Origin of the sequence: Terribium retamae (genome assembly GCF_022347545.1) — a bacterium.
Taxonomy (GTDB): domain Bacteria; phylum Pseudomonadota; class Alphaproteobacteria; order Rhizobiales; family Rhizobiaceae; genus Mesorhizobium; species Mesorhizobium retamae.
The window spans coordinates 109,431-125,741 of sequence record NZ_JAKREW010000009.1; the positions used below are offsets into that span (position 1 = coordinate 109,431).

Genomic DNA, 16,311 nt, shown 5'->3' on the forward strand with positions numbered 1-16,311 from the left:
GGCCAGTGTAAATCCAGCCCTATCAGAACACTTGCGACGTGACCGCCAACCAGAACGAGGTGGTGATGACTGCACTGGCGGTGGCAAGCGTCATCTGGTTGGATGCAAGCCCTTGCCCGGTGTTGAACTGCACAGCGATGAGATACGAATTGATGCCGGAGGGAAGTGCCGCCACCAGCACGGCGACTTGGGCCGTCAACGGCGGCAGACCTGCCAGCCACACTATGACAAGCGTGATAGCCGGCATCACGAACAGCTTCAGCACCGAAAGGGCAACCGCCGGGCCGATATGGCCGGTGATGCCGAACCGGTTGAGCCCGAGGCCCATGGCAAACAACGCTACCGGCGCCGCCGTTCCACCCAACGCCTCGGCCAGCCGCGACACCAGTCCGGGCAGCGGAGCGCCGGTAAAGCGCCAGGCCAGGCCAGCCAGGATACCGATGATGAGCGGGTTGATCAGCAGTTTGTGCAGGAAACGGCGCAGCACGCGCAGAGGATGGACCCTCTCCGCGCCGCCTTGCCCGAACAATTCAAAGAGCACGATCGAAGCCATCATCATGACGGGCAGGTGTACCGACACCAGCAGCGACAACACTTCAAACCCTTGTTGTCCATAGATGCCGAGGATGAACGGCACGCCAAGCAGCACGACATTGGAATAGGCAGCCGAAACGCCGCCGACGATACCGGTGCGGCTGTCACGACCAAACAGACGGGTGGTGACCAGATGACCTCCCGCCCAAGTCAACGCCACGGCGGAAAAATAGGTTGCCCACAAAAGCCAGGGCGCCGAACCGTGGAAATCGGACTTTACCATGGTCTGGAAGAGCAGAAGCGGCATTGCGACGCCAATGGCGAACTCGGCCACCCCTTCCGCGCTCTGCGCCTTGAGATAGCCGGTGAGACCAGCCAGATAGCCGAGCGCCACGAGACCGAAGACGAACAGGACAGTTTCTGTAAGCGGCGACATCTGAGGCAAGACCCAATTCACGTATTCGACTGATAAGAGGGCTGTGCTGGCCGCGCAACCGCTACGCCCCTCACCTTCAAAGCCGGCAGCCGGCAAATCGCCTTCGGCTTGCCTTCCTCAAAGCTTTGCCATCCCTATATGATCCGTACCGGCGTCGATTGGACGGCGGATAGGTCTCTCATGCTCCGCCTCGCCCTCGTTGTTTCGCTGCTCCTTCTGCCCTTCACCGCCTACGCGACCGATGCTGGCTGGGCATTGCTGCGAGCGGGCGGTCATGTCGTACTGCTGCGGCACGCCATGGTGACCGGCAACGGCGATCCGGCGGGTTTTGACATCGACAAATGCACGACTCAGCAGAAGCTTTCGGATCGCGGCAAGCAACAGGCACGCAAGATCGGCGCGCTGTTTGCTGCGCGCGCTGCCCCAATCGACCGAGTATTGTCCAGCCGCTATTGCCGAGCGCTCGACACCGCCAACATTGCCTTCGAAGATAACAAGGCCGAGAAATTCGAGCCGCTCGATCTCCTGCCGAAGGATCCGACGGCAGCCGCGACGCAGAACGCAGCCGTGATCAAGGAAGTGGAGAACTTCACCGGTGACGGCAACCTGGTTTTGGTGACCCATCTGGAAAACATCCAGGCGCTCACCGGCGCGGGCGCACGCGAGGGGGAAGCGGTCATCGTCGGTGTCGACGGCGAGAAGCTGCGCGTGCTTGGCCGCATCATCTTCTGAGAATGGTTGAGCGGAATGATATTCTGCGCATCGCGAGCCTGAAAGCGCCCCCCTTTCGCTTATGACACCCGCCATTATTATGCTTGCGCAAATGCGTTTCTCGACATCTGCGTGGCACATTGCCCTTTTCCTGCCATGCAAAACGGATTAGAGAGCGCGACAACCTCCAATACTGAATCCGCTCCGCTCGAAGGAATTGCCTGTGTCTACGACATTTGAAAAAGTTGCCAAAATCATTGCCGACACGAGCGAAATCGACATCGACACGATCACGCCGGAGAGCCACACCATCGACGATCTCGGCATCGATAGCCTCGACTTTCTCGATATCGTCTTCGCCATCGACAAGGAATTCGGGATCAAGGTTCCGCTCGAGAAGTGGACCCAGGAAGTCAACGACGGCAAGGCTTCGACCGACGAATATTTCGTCATGAAGAACCTCTGCGCGAAAATCGACGCGCTGGTCGCCGCCAAGAGCGCTGCCTGACAATCGGCGGGCCGGTGTGCCGGCTGCCCTTGACGAGCGCCGCGCACTGACCCACAAACCGCCCATGAAATCCCACGACGTCGTCATCACCGGCATCGGCCTCGTTTCCTCCCTCGGAGAAGGCCCGGACGCGCATTGGCAAAAATTGACGGCCGCGGGCACCAAGCCCGTGCTCGACACTGAGCGCTTCGCTCCCTACACCGTCCATCCTCTGCCCGAGATCGACTGGAACCTGCAGATCGCCAAGCGCGGCGATCAGCGTCAGATGGAGACCTGGCAGCGGCTAGGGACCTATGTGGCCGGCCTTGCCCTGGACGACGCCGGCATCAAAACCGATGAAGCTTTGTGCTCTACCATGGACATGGTGGTGGCTGCCGGTGGCGGCGAACGCGATGTAACGGTCGACAACGCCATCTTGGCGGCGTCCGAGAACCGCAATGACTTCGATGTGCTTCTCAACGAGAAGCTGACGACGGAGCTGCGGCCGACGCTGTTCCTGGCGCAACTCTCCAACCTGCTCGCCGGCAACATCTCGATCGTGCACAAGGTCACCGGCTCCTCGCGCACCTTCATGGGTGAGGAAGGCGCTGGCGTCGCCGCTGTCGAAACAGCCGCCGCTCGCGTCCGTTCCGGCCAGTCTACGCACATGCTCGTGGGCGGCGCCTTCCAAACCGAACACCCTGACATGCTGCTCGGCTATGAGCTCGGCGCCTATCTGCACAGAGGCGCCTGGAAGCCGGTCTGGCAACGTGCCGGCTCTGAAGGCGGCGGGGTCGTTTCCGGCTCGGGTGGCGCGTTCCTCGTCCTGGAAAGCCGCGAGCATGCCGAGAAGCGCGGTGCCCGCGTCTATGCGGAACTCGGTCCGGTCCGCTCTGGGCGCGCGCGACGCAAGCGTGGCGAATTGAGCTCGACCCTCGAAACATTGCTCAAGGCGGCCAACCTGCCGCAGGGCCAAGTCCTTGCGCTTTCCGGCGCCTCGGGTGGCCATGCCGCGACGTCGGCCGAGAAGGCGGCTATCGACGCGTACACCGGCCTGACCGCACGCGGCTTCGGCACGCTGACTGGCCACCTGAAGGAAGCGCAGTTCCCATTTGCGGTAGCACTCGCAGCGCTCGCCGTGCACAACAAGGCGCCCTATCCTGTATTCGATGCAACATCGGAGCGCAATTTCGACGGAATCCCCGAGCAGGTACTGGCAACTGCGGTCGGCTACCACCAATTCGAGGGCCTGGCGCTGGTCAGCGCCGGCTGAGCGAAGCCAACCGGCCGCATCACGGCGAGGTGGGACACGTCGCAAGGCAACTGGAGCGTTTCCGTTCTTACCGGAAACGCTCTATCTCTTTGTTTTACGCAATCCCGGACGCAAAACCGTTACGCACTTTTGCTGGATTGCTCTAGGGTGAAGGATTGAGGCATGGCAAAGCTGAAGGATCATCTGGGCAGGCCGGTCGTCGCAGTCACCGGGATCGGGGTGGTCACGTCGCTGGGCGTCGGCAAGGCCGACAATTGGGCTGCGCTCACTGCCGGTAAATCAGGCATTCATCCGATCACCCGCTTTCCCATCGACCAGCTGAACACCCGCATTTCCGGCATGGTGGATTTCCTGCCCTCGAGCAGCAAGGGGGCCAGCGCCCTGACCTATGAACTGGCCGAGACCGCCGCGCGCGAAGCCGTTACCGAGGCCGGCATTGATCTTGAAAACTTCGGCGGTCCGCTGTTCCTCGCCTCGCCGCCAGTCGAACTCGATTGGCACGACCGTCTGGCCCTCTACAAAGGGGGGAAGCAGGCCGATGCTTCGGAGCGCGTTCTGGAAGTGGCGCGTGGACTGAATTCATCGGACATGTTCGACTCCGCACAATTCGGCACCATCGCCGACCGCCTTTCCGACGCTTTCGGCACGACCGGTCTGCCGATCACGCTTTCGACGGCCTGCGCATCGGGCGCCACGGCTATTCAGCTTGGCGTCGAAGCGATCCGGCGCGGCGAGTGTGATCGTGCGCTATCGGTCGGCGCGGACGGCTCTGCCACTGCAGAGGCACTCATCCGCTTCTCGCTGCTTTCGGCACTCTCCACGTCCAACGACGTGCCGGAAAAGGCGTCGAAACCCTTCTCCAAGGACCGCGACGGCTTCGTGCTCGCCGAAGGCTCGGCCGCACTCGTGCTGGAATCGCTGGAAAGCGCACTGGCTCGGGGTGCTACCGTGCTCGGCATCCTGCGTGGCTGCGGCGAGAAGGCCGACGATTTCCATCGCACCCGTTCAAAGCCGGACGGCTCGCCGGCGATCGCCGCGGTCAAGGCCGCCCTTGCTGATGCCGGTCTTTCTGAAGACGAGATCGACTACATCAACGCACACGGCACCTCGACGCCAGAAAACGACAAGATGGAACATCTGTCGCTGTCGACCGTTTTCGGTCAGCGCATCAGCCAGATCCCCATCTCGTCCAACAAGTCGATGATCGGCCATACCTTGTCGGCAGCGGGTGCCATCGAGGCCGCCTTCTCGCTGATGACCATGCGTGAAGGCGTCATCCCGCCGACCATCAATTACGACAATCCCGACCCCGCCATTGCGCTGGATGTCGTGCCGAACAAGAAGCGCGAGGCCAAGGTTGGCACGGTGCTGTCCAACTCCTTCGGCTTCGGCGGCCAGAACACCTGCCTTGTCATGGCACGGGAACCCGTTTAAGGCGCCCTCAACTGAGGGAATAGGCAATAGGGGAATATGGCAGTCGCTGCCCTGCTCCCTTACTGCCCTCCTGCAAACGAACTGGACGCGAGAGCCCATGCGCGCACTGCAACTCATCGAGGATCGCCGACTGGAACTGGTCGACGTCGCGCCTCCTCCGGCGCCGGCCGTCGGCGAAGTAACGCTCCGCATCAAAGCTGTAGCGCTGAACCATATCGACGTGTGGGGCTGGCGCGGCATGGCATTTGCCAAGCGCAAGCTTCCGCTGACCGTCGGCGCGGAAGCCTCCGGTGAGGTCGAGGCAATCGGTCCGGGCGTGTCGAACCTCGTTCCTGGCCAGCTTGTCTCGATCTATGGCGCCCGCACCTGCGGGCTTTGCCGCGCGTGCCGCGAGAAGCGCGACAACCTGTGTGAACATGTCGGCGGCGTCCATGGCTTCCATCTTGACGGTTTCGCGCAGGAAAAAATCAACCTGCCGGCGCGCCTGCTGGTGCCGGCACCGCCCGGAGTCGACGCCATCGGCGCCGCCGTTGCGCCGGTCACTTTCGGCACAGTCGAGCATATGCTGTTCGACAATGCCAAGCTGGAGCCGGGCGAAACGATCCTCGTCCATGCCGGTGGTTCGGGCATCGGTTCGGCTGCGATCCAGCTTGCCAAGAAGACCGGCTGTACCGTCATCACCACCGTCGGCTCCAACGACAAGATCGAGAAGGCCAAGGCACTCGGCGCCGATCATGTCATCAACTACCGCGAAGACCGTTTCGAGGGCGCGGTACGCAAGATCACCAAGAAGAAGGGCGTCGACGTCGTCTTCGAACATGTCGGCAAGGATACGTGGGCCGGGTCCATGTTTTCCCTGAAGCGTGGCGGCCGCCTCGTCACCTGCGGCTCGACCTCCGGCGTTTCGACCGAAGTAAACCTGATGATGCTGTTCCAGCAGCAGCTCAAGCTGCTCGGCTCCTTCGGCTGCCGCATGGAAAACATGGCGAACGCCATGCAGAAGATGGCGGCCGGTCTCGTCGCGCCCGTCATCGATACTGAGGTCGATTTCGACGGTATCGACGCTGCGCTGAAGCGCATGGAAGGCCGCGACGTCTTCGGCAAGATCATCCTGCGCGTAGGCTGATGGCCGGCGCGGGCGAATCATTGCTGCGCCCCCTCGTCTACAAGACGTTGCGTGGCCTGAAGGTCGCGGAATACTGGCTCACCGCGCGCGTTGCGATGGCTATTTTGGCGATCCTGCGCATATTGCCGCCGGATCGCGCTCTCAACTTCATCGATAGCGCCGCCCGCAAAATCGGCCCGATGGTCGGGCGCCATCGCGTCGCGGTCGCCAATCTCAAGCAAGCCTACCCTGACAAGAGCGATGTCGAGATCGAGAAGATCGCCTCCGACATGTGGGGCAATATGGGGCGGCTGGCGGGCGAATATGTCTTCCTCGATCAGCTCTTCGACTACGACCCCGACGCGGAGAGTCCCGGTCGGGTCGAAGTCATCGGCAAGGAACTCTTCCTGAAGATCCGCGACGAGAAGAAGCCGCACATTTTCTTCACCGCACATATGGGTAATTTCGAGCTGCTGCCGGTGGCGGCTGCAACCTTTGACCTGTCGGTGTCGGCGCTCTTTCGCGCCCCGAACAACCCCTATCTTGCCGAATACATCTTCAGGACACGCGCCGCGACGATGGGAGAACTGCTCGCCTCGAAGAACGGTGTCTCCTTCGCCTTGGCGCAGGTGCTGGAACGCGGCGGCAATGTCGGCGCCCTCGTCGACCAGAAGTTCACCAATGGCGTGTTGTCCACCTTCTTCGGCCAGCAATGCCAGACCAGCCCGCTGGTGCCGAAGCTGGCACGTCAGTTCGACTGCGACGTCTATCCGGTCTTTTCGGTACGCCTGCCCGGCAACCGCTTTCGGCTGACACTTTGCGACAAGCTCGAGCTGCCGCGCAACGCTGCCGGCCAGTTGGATGTCTCCGCGATGGTCCAGTTGATGAACGACACCGTCGAGGGCTGGGTGCGGCAAGATCCCGGTCAGTGGATGTGGTTCCACAAGCGTTGGCAGATCAGGGGCCGCACCCGCTAGCCGGCACGATGCCTCCAGCCAATTCTCGCGCGAATGTGACCCATGTCGCGGACAGGAATCGCTTAAACTCGCAACTTCTGCCACATTCGATCATTAACTTCTTTAATTGACAGTGCGGTCATAGCAGGGCGGCAGGGCGATGACGGACGAACAGACGAGAAAGAAAGATCCGGCGTTATGGACGCCGTGGGGCAGCCAGCAACCCGCCAAACCAGGCGAGAAATTTGCGGCGCTCCGGCGGCTGGCGAAGCGGCTGCGCAGCATCCGTAAGAAAAAGATGGCGAAGCCGGCCGTCGCCGGCAACTGAGCCGATCGCCATCGCAAGGCGGCTGCTCGGCAGTCGCAATAATTTTGCGTGCCTAAAACGCTACCCGCCGTAATAATTCATCACCGCATGACGCGCTTCGGCGAAGAACAGCCAACGCTCGCTCAGCATGCCGACGATGTGACTGAATACTGCCGCCGCTAAGGCCAGAACTGCCGTGGCCCCGGTCCCCGCGCCGGCCAGCAGTGCGGCGAGCACCAGAAAAACCAATGCTCCCGGCAACAATCCACCCAGCAGCAGCGCCAGCTTGCGCAACTTGGCGGAATGTTTGCGCGCCACACGGAAACCCATCTCATTGGTCAGATAGTTCTCGGTGACATGCGGCCGCTCGAACAGCCGGACGCGACCGATAGCACCGAGACCGGTGGCGCTTTCTGGTGTCGACAACGGGTTGAGGCTGTCGAGGTTGCGCAGCCAGGCGATCTTTGCTGCCCAGGCGGCGATCAGCAGAACCAACGCGAAGACCAACACCACGGTTACTGATCCGCCTCCCGCAGCGCCAAACATGCCACCGAGAAGCGTCCCGCCTGCCAGGGCGAACAGCAAATAGCAGACAGGTGTCAGCCGCGTGTGCCAGGCCTGCACCGATTTCAACGAAGTGTAGATCATCGAGGTGCAGAAGACGGTGGCAAGCGACAGCACCGATCCGACAAGGCCGATCGGGGCGAGATAGCGCCCCTCGATGACGCAAAACCATGCCGACACGATCAACGGTAGGAATGCCAGCACCGACAGCCCCCCCTCGCGCGACAGCCAGCTCGAGCGCCATTGCGAAAACGCACGCCAGGCACGCTGCGGATTGCCGAGATGCAGCGTCGACGACAGCAATCCCACTGAAATCAAAGCCAGCGCCGAGATGTGAGCGACCTTTGTGGCGATTGCTGTCGGATCGAGCAGGCCAAGGCCCAGGACTGCTGCCAGTCCGTAGCCAACGCCCGACAGCACGGTGAAAGCGATGATGGAAGCAGCCGGATGCATGGATCAGATGCGGTCCAACATGCCGTCGAGCCAGGCAAAAAAGCCGGTGGCACCACTCGTATCCTCGCCTTTTGCCAACTGATGGGCACTCTCGGCCAGCGGCGTCCGCGGCCGCGGCGGCAGATATTTGTTCACGGGACGCGTTCCCTGCTCCGGCATCAAGTCGATGCCACCGCGCTCGGCAACCATGATCGAAACGCTCGAAGATGGGTCGCCGAGATCACCGAAATGGCGGGCATTGGCTGGGCAGGTGCGCACGCAGGCCGGCTGCCGGTCCACTTCTTCGAGGGTCTCGTTGTAGATGCGGTCGATGCACAGCGTGCATTTCTTCATCACGCCGGCGGCCAGATCCATCTCGCGCGCGCCATAGGGGCACGACCAGGCGCAGAGACCACAGCCGATGCATTTCTCCTCGTCGACCAGCACGATGCCGTCCTCGGTACGCTTGTAGGACGCGCCAGTCGGACAGACGGTCACGCAGGGCGCGTCCGCGCAATGCAGGCAGGATTTCGGGAAATGCACGATGCGGGCCTCGCCCACCTCGCCGATGATTTCCCCTCCCTCCGGCATCACCTCGAAAGAATGCACGCGGTTCAGCCAGGCCCCCGAGACGTCGGCCCCATAAGGCCGCTGGTCCGACAAGGCAGCGCCATAGCCGCCCGTGTTCCATTCCTTGCAGTTCACCACGCAAGCATGGCAACCGACACACACGTCGAGGTCGATGACGAGGCCGAGTTTCTTCGCTGTCGGCAGTGCTGGCAGTGAAGTCATTGCGCCCACTCCTGCCCATAGCGCAATTCCTCCGGGCTCGAGAGCTCATCATCCGGCTCCGCAAGGCCTGGGAAATGCGGTTCGCTGACGGCACCCTTGTCGGCTTTCTCGATGCGGACCCTGAGATCATACCAGGCAGCCTGGCCGGTGATTGGATCGGAATTCGACCAGCGAAGCCCGTCTTGCCTTGGCGGTAGAAGTTCGTGGATCAAATGATTCATCAGGAAGGCTTTTTGCGCTTCCGGAACGTTGCGATCCAATCCCCAGGCCCCTTCCCGCTTGCCGATGGCGTTCCAGGTCCACATCGTCGAGGAATTCACCGCCTCCATCCGCACGACCGGCACCTTGATGCGGCTGTGGTGTGAGATCAACCAGGCCCAATCACCATCGACGAGGCCCAACCGCTCGCAGATCAGTCCCGGTACGTAGAGCACGTTGGCGGTGTGGATCTGCCTCAGCCACGCATTCATCGAACCCCAGGAATGGTACATGGCTGCCGGGCGCTGGGTGATGGCGTGGTAGGGAAACTCCTGCCCGTCGACCATTGCCTCGCCGAGCGGTCGGTACCAATCGGGCAACGGGTCGAAAGCATCGAGGATGCGCTGCCGGTGCGTTTCCGGCGCCACCGGCTCGCGCAGGCCTTCAGCGGACAGCCGGAATTTCTGCAGCGCTTCCTGGTAGAGTTGGAACGTCACCGGCTGCGGCGTATCGAAGAAACCCATGCGCACCGCGAAATCCTGATAGGCCTGGTTGGCATGTTTGAAGAACTGCGCTTCCAGGGGGATATGCGCCGAGAAGAACGAGCCGTTTTCAATATAGCGCCGCAATTGCTCCGGATTCGTTGCGCCGCGCCCGGCGCGGTCCCCTTGCAGGCCCCGGAAACCCGCCAGAGGTCCAATACCTGGCCGGCGTTCGTGGCGTACGATGTAGTCGGCATAATCCTTGTAGAGCGGCTTGCCGTGATTGTCGGCGAAGCCCGGCAAGCGCAGACGCGCGCCAAGATCGATCAGCACGCTCTGAAAGCCGCGTACATTGCGGTCCGGTTCAATCACCGGCCAGCGGATGGCATCCTGCACGGCGTCCGGTTCCGAAATCGGCCGGTCGAGCAAAGAAATGCAGTCATGACGTTCGAGATAGGTCGTGTCAGGTAGGACGAGGTCGGCATAGGCGACCATCTCGGAAGCGTAGGCGTCTGAATAAATGATCTTCGGGATTTTGTATTCGCCGGTTACCGGGTCCTTGTCCTCCAGCATGCGGATGACGCCTGCCGTGTTCATCGAGGAATTCCAGGCCATGTTGGCCATGTAGAGAAACAGCACATCGACCGGGTACGGATCGCCGGCATGGGCATTCGCGATCACCATGTGCATCAGCCCATGCACCGAGAACGGCGCGTCCCAGGAAAACGCCTTGTCGATGCGCGTCGGCCGCCCCTCGGCGTCGACCAGAAGATCCTCCGGGCCGCGCGGAAAACCGAGATGCGGTCCTGAAAGCGGTTTGTTGGATCCGAAATGCTCGGCCCTGCCATGCGGTGTCGGATGCGCGGATACCGGCTTGGGGTAAGGCGGTTCGAAACGGAAACCGCCGGGGCAATCGACCGCTCCGATCAACACCTGCAACATGTGCAGTGCCCGTGCCGTCTGGAAACCGTTGGAATGAGCTGACAGCCCGCGCATTGCGTGGAATGACACCGGTCGCCCGACAAAACCTTCGTGACGCTGCCCATGCACATCCGTCCACGGCTGCTCGATGGTTATCGCTTCGTCGAAAGCCACGCGTGCGATTTCGGCTGCGAGCCCGCGGATGCTATCCGCTGCGACACCGGTTTCAGCGGAGACGGCTTCCGGCGCATATTTCGGATCGAGGTATCTCTCTGCAAGTAACTGGAAGGACGGCGTTGCGAAACGGCCGTCGGGAAGTTGCACCCGCCCGGAGAGCGCAGCCCTCGCGCCTTTGCTGCCAAGCGCGACAACCTGTTCGGTCACTGTTTCGAAAACGAGAGGCTTACCCTCGCCGTCGCGCGCGAACAGGCCGTGCTCGACGGTGCCGGGAGCGTCGATGACCAGCCAGGTGGCGTTGGAATAGCGCACCAGATAATCCACATCGATCCGGCGTGCTTTGAGCAATTCATGAACGATGGCCAGGATCAGCAGTCCATCCGTACCCGGACGGATACCGATCCAGTTGTCGGCGACGGCCGAATAGCCGGTACGCACCGGGTTGACCGAAACAAAGCGAGCGCCGTTCTGCTTCAGCTTGGCGATGCCCATCTTGATCGGGTTGGAATCGTGGTCTTCGGCGACTCCAAACAGCACAAACAGCTTGGTGCGATCCCAATCCGGCGCACCGAATTCCCAGAAAGCGCCACCGATGGTCATGATGCCGGCGGCGGCCATGTTGACCGAACAGAAGCCACCATGCGCAGCATAATTCGGCGTACCGAACTGCTGCGCCCAGAACCCCGTCAGCGACTGCGACTGATCTCGTCCGGTGAAGAAAGCGAGCTTCTTCGGATCGTCTCGGCGCACATTGTCCAGCCAGCCCGTGGCGATCTCCAGCGCTTCGTCCCAGCTGATCTCCTCGAACTTGCCTGAGCCGCGCGGGCCTGTCCGCTTCAGCGGCGCACGCAGCCTGGCCGGCGCGTAGTGCTGCATGATACCCGCCGAGCCCTTGGCGCAGAGTACACCCTTGTTGACCGGGTGGTCGCGATTGCCCTCGATGTAACGGATCTTGCCGTCCTTGATGTGCACGTTGATGCCACACCGGCAAGCGCACATATAGCAGGTCGTCTTGCGGACCTCGTCGGCTATCGGTTCGGACAGCGCCACCCCTTCGGTGTGATTCATCGAACAACTTCCTCCGCCTCAGACCGTACCGGCCCGAAACGGGAAAGGAAATGCGCGAAGAAGGTTCCCGACAGCAATTTCGTTCAGGGATAGATCATGCTGGAGCATGATCTCCCACTGTCTTGATAAATTAAGAAAATACACACCAGCGCACGCATGGGTTTGCCCATGTCAGCAATGGGCACGAAGATGCCACGACCGCGCGGGATCGAAGCAGCCGCTCTCAGCGTGGCTGCGGAGCGGCAGGAATGCGGCCCACGCTCAAAATTTTCCGGCAAAAGAGCTCGAAGCTCCTTCAATATGTGACGACGATCCGTGTGTCCTTCATGCCCACTTCGCGGACCAGTGAGTAAAAGGTCGCCGCGTTGGCCGTGGCAAGGCGCACGCAGCCATGCGAGGCAGGCCGACCCAGTTGTCGCACAGCATTCGTGCCATGCACCGCATAGCCGCCATGGTAAAAGACGGAATAAGGCATCGGCGAATTGTCGTATTTCTTGGAATACCACATCTTGTGCAGACGCTTGGGCTTCCAGCTTCCGCTCGGGGTCACGTAACCCTTTCGGGCGGTTGAGACATTCCAGCGATACAGCACCTCGCCGTAGCGGCTGACTGTCATCGTTTGCGTCGAAATGTTGACCCTCGCAACGAGGCCGTCGGCTCGGCTTTCAACCGCGCTGACCAACAACATCGCCCCCAGAACACCTCCCATGAGAACAGACTTCTTCATGAGTCCAATCCCTCTCCTTGCATTGCTTCCCCACACTTGCCTCCCTCACACTATCTTTCAAAGGTTAAAAGAACAGTGATCTGCGTTACATAAGAGATCTTGCGAGCCGCTGTTGACGAAGATTTGAACGGATTGACGGCGCAATTGGCACCAGGCGGCTGGATCAACCCGAAGGGTCTTGCAAGGCACGGCCTTTCCCTGCTCAATTTCGCGCATGACCGACCGACTCCTGCAAAGCGTCGAAGCGCGCACCGACGACCTCGTCGCGCTGACCGCCGACCTCATCCGCTTCCCGACCGTGAATCCGCCTGGCGAGGCGTATCGCCCCTGCGCAGAGTTCATCGCCAAGCGCTTGGAGAAACGAGGCTTCGGGATCGAGCTGATCCGCGGCGAAGGCACGCCGGGCGACACCGACCGCTATCCGCGCGTCAATGTGGTTGCACGCTTCGACGGCCGCTCGCCGGGCCCGACAGTGCATTTCAACTCCCATATCGATGTGGTCGAGGCGGGGGAAGGTTGGACGGTCGATCCCTTCGCGGGCGTGGTAAAGGATGGCCGTGTCTACGGCCGCGGCGCCTGCGACATGAAAGGCGGCCTCGCAGCCTCCATCATCGCCGTTGAAGCTTTCATGGAAGCCTATCCGGATTTTCCCGGCGCCATCGAGATCTCGGGCACCGTTGACGAGGAATCCGGCGGGTTCGGTGGTGTTGCCTACCTGGCCAGCAAAGGCTACTTCTCGAAGCCAAAGGTCGATCACGTCATCATCCCCGAGCCATTGAACAAGGAGCGCATCTGCCTCGGCCATCGCGGTGTCTGGTGGGCCGAGATCGAGACGCTGGGCGAGATCGCGCACGGCTCGATGCCTTTTCTCGGCGACAATGCGGTGCGCCATATGGGTGCCGTCCTGGCCGCCTTCGAGGCAGATCTTTTTCCCGCGCTTGACCGCAAACAAACCTCGATGCCGGTGGTGCCCGAAGGCGCGCGCCGCTCCACCATGAACATCAATTCGATCCACGGCGGCCAGACCGAGGATTTCAGGCCCGGCCTGCCCTCACCCAATGTGCCGGATTCGTGCCGGCTCACCATCGATCGCCGCTTCCTGCTCGAAGAAAAGCTCGACGAGGTGAAGCGCGAGGTGACCGACATCCTCGACCGGTTGAAGCGCGACCGGAAGAAATTCGACTATCGCATCCGCGATGTCATGGAGGTTCAGCCGACCATGACCGAGCGCGATGCACCGGTGGTCAAGGCAGTCGCCGAAGGCATCATGCAGGTTTTTGAGCGTGAACCGGACTACGTGATTTCACCCGGTACCTATGATCAGAAACACGTTGCCCGTATCGGCCACTTGTTCGATTGCATCGCCTACGGCCCCGGCATCCTCGACCTTGCCCATCGGCCGGACGAATGGGTTGGTATCGAGGACATGGTGCAATCGGCCAAGGTCATGGCGATCGGGTTGAATGTGCTGTTGCGTGATGGGCGCAGCTAAAGCCGTTGCGCCGTCACGGACAGGTCCGGCCGCTGATTGATCGTCTGAAAAACCACGCAGTAGCGTTCGGTGAGTTTCACAAGCGAATCGATGCGCTCCTGTGGTTCGTCGGTCTGCAACTGGATGCCCAGCCTTATCGCTCTGAATCCGACCGGCGTTTCCTTGGCAACGCCCAGCGTGCCGCGAAAATCGAGATCGCCCTCGGCGGTTACGGTGGCGCCGTCCAACCGGAATTCGAGTGCGGTCGCGACGGCCTTCAGCGTCACGCCCGCGCAGGCAACCAAAGCTTCGAGCAGCATATCGCCGGAGCACAATTCCAACCCGCTGCCGCCGGTCGCCGGATGGAGGCCAGCAATTGCCAGGGCGCGGCCGGTCTCCACCTTGCAGGCGATCGACTGATCGTCGATCGAACCCTTGGCGCGCAAGGTAATGAGCGCTTTTTCCGGTGCCTCGCGATAGGCTTCCTTGAGCGGCGCCTGCAGATTCTTGAGTGTTGCAGCGTCCATCGTCATACCCTCCCGCCCGTAGTGCGTCACAGCATGTCGTAGCGCACCAAGCGTGGCCGGTATATTGGCACAAGATTTCCCCAGCAGCATCATCGAGGAAAACAAACGTGATTTACTCCGTTGGAATTTCACGCTTCTATCCCGCCCGAGCTAACCAAGCGGAAGAATGAGGGGAATGCGATGAGGCTCTGGAAAACGGTTTTGGCTGCTACCGCCGTGGCGCTTGGCTGCGGCACGACAGCACTCGCCGCGCGCACCGACCTGGTACTTGGCATGGTGCTGGAGCCACCGCATCTCGACCCGACCGCGGGTGCAGCCGCCGCTATCCGTGAAGTCACCTATGCCAACATATTCGAAGGCTTGACCCGGATCGGCCCTAACGGCGAGGTCCTGCCGGATCTGGCCGAAAGCTGGACGATCTCGGAAGACGGCAAGGTCTATACCTTCAAGCTGCACACAGGAGTGAAGTTCCACGACGGCACTGATTTCGACGCCTCCGACGTCAAGTTCTCGCTCGACCGTGCCCGTGCCGAGAACTCCCAAAACGCCCAGAAACAGCTCTTTGCAGCCATCGATACCGTCGACGTCATCGATCCCGCGACGGTCAAGGTCACACTGAAACAGCCGCAAGGCTCCTTCCTCTACAATATGGGCTGGGGCGATGCGGTGATCGTGGCGCCCGAAAGCGCCGAGACCAACAAGGAAAAGCCGATCGGTACCGGTCCCTTCAAATTCCAGAACTGGGCAAAGGGTTCGTCGGTCACACTGGTGAAATCGGACAATTATTGGGGCGCGCCGGTTTCTCTGGACAAGGCTGAATTCCGCTTCATCCCCGATGCCTCCGCCGCGGTCCCCGCCATGCTATCCGGCGACGTGCAGGCCTTCCCCAACATGCCAACCAGCGATAGCCTCTCGCAATTCCAGTCCGACCCGCGCTTCAAGGTCGTGGTCGGTTCCACCGAGGGCGAAACCATCCTTGCCATGAACAACGGCAAGCCGCCATTCGACCAGATCAAGGTCCGCCAGGCGATCTCTTATGCGCTCGACCGCAAGGCGATCATAGACGGCGCTTCCGAAGGCCTTGGCCAGCCGATCGGTTCACATATGTCACCGTCCAGCAAGGATTATGTCGACCTGACCGGCACCTACCCGCACGATGCGGCCAAGGCGAAAGAGCTTCTGAAGGAGGCAGGTTTGGAAGGCGGCACAAAAGTGACGCTGAAGCTGCCGCCGCCGCCCTATGCCCGCCTCGGCGGCGAGATCATCGCATCGCAACTGCGTGATGTCGGCATCGAAGCCGAAATCATTCCAGTGGAATGGGCGCAGTGGCTGGACCAGGTCTTCACCAAGAAAGACTACGACCTGACCATCGTTTCCCATGTCGAGCCCAACGACATCGGCATCTACGCGCGCAAGGACTATTACTTCAATTACCAGAACCCGGAGTTCAACAAGGTGATCGAAGAGCTCGATCTCACCGCGGACGAAGGCAAGCGCAAGGAGCTGCTCGGCAAGGCCCAGAAGATCCTCGCGGACGGCGCTGTGGTCGGCTTCCTGTTCGAACTGCCGAAGGTCGGCGTCTGGGATGCGAAGATCGAAGGCCTGTGGCAGAACCAGCCCGTGCCGGCAAATGACCTCACCAGGGTGAAGTGGAACGACTGATGAAAGCGTTCTCCCCGTTTACGGGGAGAAGATGCCGGCAGGCAGAT

The 16,311-nt window shown here is 61.3% G+C and carries 15 protein-coding genes; 9 read left to right on the forward strand and 6 right to left on the reverse strand.

Annotated elements, in window-relative coordinates; genetic code table 11:
* Positions 1–22 precede the first annotated feature (22 nt).
* Entirely contained in the window at positions 23–970 is a 948-nt protein-coding gene (locus L4923_RS12130) for an AEC family transporter (protein ID WP_239365222.1), read from the reverse strand.
* Positions 971–1,150: 180 nt separating this feature from the next.
* Between L4923_RS12130 and L4923_RS12135 the strand changes: the two genes are divergently transcribed.
* The 7 genes from L4923_RS12135 (at position 1,151) to L4923_RS12165 (ending at position 7,264) form a co-directional block, all read left to right on the forward strand.
* A complete protein-coding gene (locus L4923_RS12135; RefSeq protein WP_239365224.1) occupies positions 1,151–1,702 on the forward strand; it encodes a histidine phosphatase family protein in 552 nt (183 codons plus the stop codon).
* Positions 1,703–1,904: 202 nt separating this feature from the next.
* Positions 1,905–2,189, forward strand: coding sequence for an acyl carrier protein (locus L4923_RS12140; RefSeq protein WP_054307986.1), 285 nt, complete (start codon positions 1,905–1,907; stop codon positions 2,187–2,189).
* A gap of 64 nt (positions 2,190–2,253) precedes the next feature.
* Complete coding sequence (locus L4923_RS12145) at positions 2,254–3,441, forward strand: beta-ketoacyl-ACP synthase (protein ID WP_239365226.1); 1,188 nt, start codon at positions 2,254–2,256, stop codon at positions 3,439–3,441.
* 162 nt (positions 3,442–3,603) lie between these two features.
* The gene (locus tag L4923_RS12150) at positions 3,604–4,875 is read left to right on the forward strand and encodes a beta-ketoacyl-ACP synthase (RefSeq protein WP_239365228.1); all 1,272 of its coding nucleotides are present in this window, start codon (positions 3,604–3,606) and stop codon (positions 4,873–4,875) included.
* A gap of 97 nt (positions 4,876–4,972) precedes the next feature.
* Positions 4,973–6,001 carry a zinc-binding dehydrogenase gene (locus L4923_RS12155; RefSeq protein WP_239365230.1) on the forward strand — a complete coding sequence of 343 codons (1,029 nt, stop codon included), beginning with the start codon at positions 4,973–4,975 and terminating at the stop codon, positions 5,999–6,001.
* 20 nt (positions 6,002–6,021) lie between these two features.
* Entirely contained in the window at positions 6,022–6,957 is a 936-nt protein-coding gene (locus tag L4923_RS12160; protein WP_239365232.1) for a lipid A biosynthesis lauroyl acyltransferase, read from the forward strand.
* Positions 6,958–7,096: 139 nt separating this feature from the next.
* Complete coding sequence (locus tag L4923_RS12165; RefSeq protein ID WP_239365235.1) at positions 7,097–7,264, forward strand: hypothetical protein; 168 nt, start codon at positions 7,097–7,099, stop codon at positions 7,262–7,264.
* 60 nt (positions 7,265–7,324) lie between these two features.
* On the opposite strand, the gene L4923_RS12170 is transcribed toward L4923_RS12165, so the two are convergent.
* From L4923_RS12170 to L4923_RS12185, 4 genes are all read right to left on the reverse strand, one after another.
* Positions 7,325–8,260 carry a dimethyl sulfoxide reductase anchor subunit family protein gene (locus L4923_RS12170; RefSeq protein WP_239365239.1) on the reverse strand — a complete coding sequence of 312 codons (936 nt, stop codon included), beginning with the start codon at positions 8,258–8,260 and terminating at the stop codon, positions 7,325–7,327.
* Positions 8,261–8,263: 3 nt separating this feature from the next.
* Positions 8,264–9,031: a 4Fe-4S dicluster domain-containing protein gene (locus tag L4923_RS12175; protein WP_239365241.1), complete on the reverse strand. Its 768-nt coding sequence runs from the start codon at positions 9,029–9,031 to the stop codon at positions 8,264–8,266.
* A complete protein-coding gene (locus L4923_RS12180) occupies positions 9,028–11,877 on the reverse strand; it encodes a molybdopterin oxidoreductase family protein (protein WP_239365242.1) in 2,850 nt (949 codons plus the stop codon). Before L4923_RS12180 ends, L4923_RS12175 begins: the two co-directional genes overlap by 4 nt.
* Positions 11,878–12,172: 295 nt before the next feature.
* Positions 12,173–12,604 (reverse strand): L,D-transpeptidase, encoded by a 432-nt coding sequence (locus tag L4923_RS12185; RefSeq protein WP_239365243.1) that lies wholly within the window; start codon positions 12,602–12,604, stop codon positions 12,173–12,175.
* 214 nt (positions 12,605–12,818) lie between these two features.
* Here L4923_RS12185 and L4923_RS12190 point away from each other — a divergent pair, with 214 nt between their 5' ends.
* Positions 12,819–14,096, forward strand: a complete 1,278-nt coding sequence (locus L4923_RS12190; RefSeq protein WP_239365244.1) for an acetylornithine deacetylase/succinyl-diaminopimelate desuccinylase family protein — start codon at positions 12,819–12,821, stop codon at positions 14,094–14,096.
* On the opposite strand, the gene L4923_RS12195 is transcribed toward L4923_RS12190, so the two are convergent.
* Positions 14,093–14,602 carry an OsmC family protein gene (locus L4923_RS12195; RefSeq protein ID WP_239365245.1) on the reverse strand — a complete coding sequence of 170 codons (510 nt, stop codon included), beginning with the start codon at positions 14,600–14,602 and terminating at the stop codon, positions 14,093–14,095. The genes L4923_RS12190 and L4923_RS12195 overlap by 4 nt on opposite strands.
* Before the next feature lie 180 nt (positions 14,603–14,782).
* On the opposite strand from L4923_RS12195, the gene L4923_RS12200 reads away from it, so the two are divergent.
* Complete coding sequence (locus L4923_RS12200) at positions 14,783–16,264, forward strand: ABC transporter substrate-binding protein (protein WP_239365246.1); 1,482 nt, start codon at positions 14,783–14,785, stop codon at positions 16,262–16,264.
* Positions 16,265–16,311 lie beyond the last annotated feature (47 nt).